Consider the following 4,371-nt stretch of genomic DNA (forward strand, 5'->3'; position numbering starts at 1 on the left):
GCATCCTGCAGATCGGCCAGGCGATGACCGAGATGGATACCACCACGCAGCAGAACGCCGCGCTGGTTGAAGAGTCCTCCGCTGCCGCCTCGTCGCTGGAAGATCAGGCGCGACAGCTGGAACAGACGGTGGCCGTGTTTAAAACCGCGCAGCGCGGCTTTGAGCGCAGTCCGGCGGTCAGCGCGCCGCGTCCGCGCGTGCTGACGCCGACGCCGGCCGCGGCGACCGCCTCACAGGGGGGCTGGGAACAGTTCTGAGCCTCAGGCGTGAGCAGATAAGATAAAAAACCCGGCCTCTCCGCCGGGTTTTCTGTTTTTATGGCCGCGCCTTAGTCGTTGGCTACCGCCTTCGCCAGCGCGTCAGGCTCCATCGGCGCCGCCGCCTGCACCAGCGAATCGCGGGTAATTTCCGCGATCGAGCGCGCGCCGGTCAGCGTCATCGCCACGCGTATCTCTTTTTCAAACAGGTTCAGCAGATTGCTGACGCCCGCCTCGCCCGCCGCCGCCAGCGCATAGAGAAACGCGCGGCCCAGCAGCACGGTATCCGCGCCCAGCGCGATCATGCGCACCACATCCAGCCCGCTGCGTACGCCGCCGTCCGCCAGGATCGCCAGTTCGCCCTTTACCGCGTCGGCGATGGCGGGCAGCGCGCGCGCCGAGGAGAGTACGCCGTCCAGCTGGCGGCCGCCATGGTTCGATACCACGATACCGTCCGCGCCGAAACGTACCGCGTCGCACGCATCCTCCGGGTCAAGGATGCCTTTGATGATCATCGGCCCCTTCCAGAAATCGCGGATCCACTCCAGGTCGCTCCACGAGATCGAAGGGTCAAAGTTATTGCCCAGCCAGCCAATGTAATCCTCCAGGTGGGTCGGCTCGCCGCGGTAGGCGGAGATATTGCCAAGATCGTGCGGGCGGCCATGAATGCCGACATCCCAGGCCCATTGCGGATAGAGCGCCGATTGCAGATAGCGGCGCATCGCCGCGTTCGGGCCGCTCATACCGGAGTGCGCATCGCGATAGCGCGCGCCCGGCACCGGCATATCGACGGTAAACACCAGCGTCGAGCAGCCCGCCGCCTGCGCCCGCTCCAGCACGTTGCGCATAAAGCCGCGATCGCGCAGCACATAGAGCTGGAACCACATCGGGCGCTGCATCGCCGGGGCGACCTCTTCAATCGGGCAGAGCGACACGGTGGAGAGCGTAAAAGGAATGCCCTTTTTATCCGCCGCGCGCGCCGCCTGTACCTCGCCCCGACGCGCATACATGCCGCACAGGCCGACGGGCGCCAGCGCCACCGGCATCGATAGCGTCTCGCCGAACAGCTGCGTTTCCAGGCTCAGCGAGGACATATTGCGCAGAATGCGCTGGCGCAGCGCGATTTGCGCCAGATCGTCGCTGTTGCGTTTCAGGGTGTACTCGTCATAAGCGCCGCCGTCGGCGTAGTGAAACAGAAACGGCGGCACTTTGGCTTTCGCTGCGGCTCGGTAATCTTTTGCTGATGAGATAATCACGGTAGTCCTCGCTTACGCTTTACTGTCCGGAATGCGCATACTGCGCGCCCGTCGCGCCTCTTCCTCATGCAGGTTGCGCATGGTGGCGTCAACAAATTCAAGGTGGTGGATAGTGACGCTGCGCGCCCGTTCGGCATCGCCGGCGATAATCGCCTGACAGATCGCCTGATGCTGCACCGCCAGCTGCTGGAAAATCTCCGGCGCGGTGTACATCCGCTGACGGCTCTGCATCACCGACGACTGCAGCAGATCGAACAGACCGCGCATCGCCTGCAGCAGCACCAGGTTGTGGGCGGCCTCGGCGATCGCCAGATGAAAGCGCACGTCGGAGTGGGCAGCCAGGTCGGGATCGTCGCGATCGCTGACCTGCAGCATCATCTGATAGCAGCGCTCGATATGCGCTTTGTCTTCCGGCGTGGCGCGGCGCGCGGCGTGCCACGCCGTGCTGGATTCAATGGCGATGCGCGCTTCCAGCACGTCGTAGCGGTAACCGGGGTCGTCCGCCAGCAGGGTGCTGAGCGGCATCACCAGCCGCGACGCCGACCAGTCCGCCGGGCGTTCGGCAATAAAGTTGCCGCCGCCGCGCCGGCTGATCAGTACCCCTTCGCTGATCAGTCTCTGCAGCGCCTCGCGCAGCGACGAACGGGAGGCTGTCAGCTGCTGCGCCAGCTGGCGCTCCGCCGGCAGCCGTTCGCCCGGCTGCAGCCGCTGCTCGTCAATAAAAGCCCTCAGGCGTTGCGCCAGGCTCTCCGCCAGGCGTTGTTCTTCATGCATTACGGGATCATCCACGGGAAAACCCAGGCCTGCAGCGAAGTGATAATCCCCACGATGCAGGTGAAAATCAGGCTGTGCTTAACGGTAAAGCGGAACAGGTCGGCCTCTTTGCCGACCAGCCCCACCGCGGCGCAGGCGATAGCGATCGACTGCGGTGAAATCATTTTGCCGGTAACGCCGCCGGTGGTGTTGGCGGCGACCAGCAGCACCTCCGGCACGCCGATCTGCTGCGCGGTGGTCGCCTGCAGGGCGGCGAACAGCGCGTTAGAGGAGGTATCGGAGCCGGTGAGGAATACGCCCAGCCAGCCGAGAAACGGTGAAAAGAAGGTGAAGGCGTTGCCGGTATGGGCCAGTGCCAGCGCCAGCGTGGTAGAGAGGCCCGAATAGTTGGAGATAAAGGCGAACGCCAGCACCGCGCCGATGGAGTAAATCGGCAGCGCCAGCTCGCGCAGGGTTTCGCCAAAGGCGCTTATCGCCTGCGCGGGGCGCATGCGCAGCCAGATCACCGACAGCAGCGCAGCGATAAAAATTGCCGTGCCGGTGGCAGAGAACCAGTCGAGCTTGTAGATAGCGGCGTAAGGCGTGGCGGTGGCGACCACCGGCGGCATCTTGATCACTTGCTGATGCAGGAACGGCACGGCGAAAGAGAAGACCCAGTCATACAGCGCGCCGCCGGGTGCGAACAGCGCCTTAAACGGCGGAATGCTCCACAGGGTGACGGTCAGCGTCAAAAACAGGAACGGCATCCAGGCGCGCATCACCTGCGCCGCGCTGTAGCGCTCGACGCGCTGCGGTTCGCCGCTTTCCTCCTCGCCAGCAAAGCGGAAAATGCGCGCCGGCTTCCAGACGCGCAGGAACAGCGTCAGGCAGAGCAGGGAGACCAGTGCGGAGATCACGTCCGGCAGCTCCGGGCCGAGGAAGTTGGAGGTCAGGTACTGGGCGATAGCGAAAGAGCCGCCGGAGACCACCACTGCAGGCCAGGTCTCTTTCACCCCGCGCCAGCCATCCATGATCGCCATGACCCAGAACAGCACGATCATGGTCAGGAACGGCAACTGGCGCCCCGCCATCTGGCTGATCGCCATTGCATCCACGCCGGTGACCTGGCCGGCGACGATAATCGGAATGCCCATCGCGCCGAAGGCGACCGGCGCGGTGTTCACAATCAGGCAAAGCCCGGCGGCGTAGACTGGCTTAAAGCCCAAACCGACCAGCAGCGCGGCGGTGATCGCCACCGGCGCGCCGAAGCCGGCGGCGCCTTCCAGAAAGGATCCGAAGGCGAAGCCGACGATCAACATCTGCAGGCGTTGATCTTCGGTAATCGACAAAATGGAGTTGCGAATGATGCCAAACTGGCCGGTTTTCACCGTAATTTTATACACGAACACCGCGGCGACGATAATCCAGGCGATAGGCCACAGACCGTAGAAGAAACCGTAAACGGCGGAGGCGAGCGCCTGGTCGATCGGCATACGGTAGAACAGCAGCGCCACCGCCAGCGCGATCAGCACCGTGATGGTGCCGGCGAGATAGCCTTTCATCCGCAGCCGCGTCAGCGCGAAAAAGAAAAAGAGAATGGGAAGCGCCGCAATCAGGCTCGACAGCCAGATATTATCGAGCGGATCGTAAAGTTGCTGCCAGTTTTGCATGATCCTGATTCTCCAGAAGAGTGCCTGCCTGTAAACGGCAGCGGTCGGGGAGCGCCGCAGTCAGACAGCACGCAGCCGCAAGGCTGGTCAGACCAAAAAGCGCGTAAATGTTAAAGAATTGTTTATCTGGTGCGGGGATGAATGCAATCTTTCGCTAAAACTTTCATTTGAGGCTGGAAGATTTGTCACAAACAACAGGTTTTGGTAGGACCAATTTCGCGGGCGTGCAGGCGGCAAAGCGTTTAGCGCCGCTGAAGCGGCCAGCGGGCGGTAGCATCAGGAGCGCCATGAGGCCGCGAAGAGCTATTTCGTGGCGTCAGCCGGTTATCGCATGGCGGAGCAGGAGAGCCCCCGCTAACGAAAAAGGGGCGTTAAAGCTCACCATCGCACGGCGGAAGGGGCATTAAGTATTGCCATCGCACAGCGGGAAAGGGG

General features: G+C 63.0%; 3 protein-coding genes and 1 pseudogene. 1 reads left to right on the forward strand and 3 read right to left on the reverse strand.

What is annotated here, in order from left to right; all coding sequences use genetic code 11:
* A pseudogene (locus Q9R34_RS21495) lies at nucleotides 1–257 on the forward strand (methyl-accepting chemotaxis protein); the annotation flags it as partial.
* Nucleotides 258–328: 71 nt separating this feature from the next.
* Here Q9R34_RS21495 and lldD read toward each other — a convergent pair.
* The 3 genes from lldD to lldP are packed head-to-tail and all read right to left on the reverse strand — an operon-like array spanning nucleotide 329 to nucleotide 3,936.
* Nucleotides 329–1,513: an FMN-dependent L-lactate dehydrogenase LldD gene (gene lldD / locus Q9R34_RS21500; RefSeq protein WP_048786605.1), complete on the reverse strand. Its 1,185-nt coding sequence runs from the start codon at nucleotides 1,511–1,513 to the stop codon at nucleotides 329–331.
* A 12-nt stretch (nucleotides 1,514–1,525) separates the two neighbouring features.
* Nucleotides 1,526–2,287 carry a transcriptional regulator LldR gene (gene lldR, locus Q9R34_RS21505; RefSeq protein ID WP_033755973.1) on the reverse strand — a complete coding sequence of 254 codons (762 nt, stop codon included), beginning with the start codon at nucleotides 2,285–2,287 and terminating at the stop codon, nucleotides 1,526–1,528.
* Nucleotides 2,287–3,936 (reverse strand): L-lactate permease, encoded by a 1,650-nt coding sequence (gene lldP / locus Q9R34_RS21510; protein ID WP_033755975.1) that lies wholly within the window; start codon nucleotides 3,934–3,936, stop codon nucleotides 2,287–2,289. Before lldP ends, lldR begins: the two co-directional genes overlap by 1 nt.
* Between the last annotated feature and the right edge of the window lie 435 nt (nucleotides 3,937–4,371).

This window comes from Enterobacter sp. BRE11, assembly GCF_031844285.1.
In the GTDB taxonomy this organism is placed as follows: Bacteria; Pseudomonadota; Gammaproteobacteria; order Enterobacterales; family Enterobacteriaceae; genus Pantoea.

Bases quoted from the DNA above. Each gene is read 5' to 3' on its own strand.
- lldP (WP_033755975.1), bottom strand. From the start codon at position 3,936: ATGCAAAACTGGCAGCAACTTTACGATCCGCTCGATAATATCTGGCTG.
- lldR (WP_033755973.1), bottom strand. From the start codon at position 2,287: ATGCATGAAGAACAACGCCTGGCGGAGAGCCTGGCGCAACGCCTGAGG.